The 883-nt window shown below is 73.5% G+C and carries 1 protein-coding gene; it reads right to left on the bottom strand.

What is annotated here, in order from left to right; genetic code table 11:
* Positions 1–869 (bottom strand): M48 family metallopeptidase (locus SACHA_RS21540; protein WP_019809630.1); only part of this gene is annotated, 869 nt, incomplete at its 3' end.
* Positions 870–883: the final 14 nt, after the last annotated feature.

The following is an 883-nucleotide window of genomic DNA, read 5'->3' as shown; positions in this document are numbered from 1 at the left end:
ATCCGCTGCGGCCCGTCCCCGCCGGTCTCGCCGCTGCCGGTCCCGGCGGTCCCGCTACCCCGGGGTGGGCCGGTGTCCGTGGGGGGCCCACCCGGGCCGAGCCCGAGGGCTTCGTCCTCGGCGAGCCCGGACGGGGGATTGTCGGACCAGCGGTTGCGGAGCCGGTCGAGTTCGGCCGGGTCGAAGGTGGGATCGAGTGTGCGGATGCGTTCCGGCAACGGCGGGTGGGTGGCCAGCAGCGACGACAGCCTGCGCCCCTCCCCGAACAGCATGTGGCTGACGTCGTCGACCTTGCCGCTGCGCAGGTTCGACCCGGTGGGGATACCGCCGATCTTCTTCAGCGCGCCGGTCAGCCCCTCGGTCTGGCGGGTGTACTGCACGGCGGACGCGTCGGCCAGGTACTCCCGCTGCCGCGAGACCGCCGCCTTGATCAACCGCCCGGCCACCACCCCGATGTAGCCCGCGATCAGCGCGGCCAGCCCCACCAGCACCAGCGGCGCGGCGTTGTTGTTGCGGCCCGAGCGTCCGCCGCCGGCGAGCAGGATCCGCCCCACCACGGCCAGCCCGACGATCCCGGCCAGCAGCCCGATCAGCCGGATGTTGAGCCGCATGTCGCCGTTGACGACGTGGCTGAACTCGTGCGCGATCACGCCCTGCAGTTCGTCACGGTTGAGCCGTTCCAGGGTGCCGCGGGTGACCGCCACGGCCGCGTTGGCTGGGGACCACCCGGCGGCGAAGGCGTTGATGCCCGGCTCGTTCGGCAGCACGTACAGGTCCGGCACCGGGGTGCCGGAGGCGATGGCGATCTCCTCGACGACGTTGCGCAGCCGCCGCAGCTGCGGGTCGGTGGTGTCGTCGGGCACCGGCACCCCGCCGAGGCTGC

It is taken from the genome of Saccharomonospora halophila 8 (assembly GCF_000383775.1).
Classification (GTDB): Bacteria; Actinomycetota; Actinomycetes; order Mycobacteriales; family Pseudonocardiaceae; genus Saccharomonospora; species Saccharomonospora halophila.
Note: the sequence above shows the minus strand (reverse complement) of the source record. Positions and strands in the feature narration are given on the sequence as shown.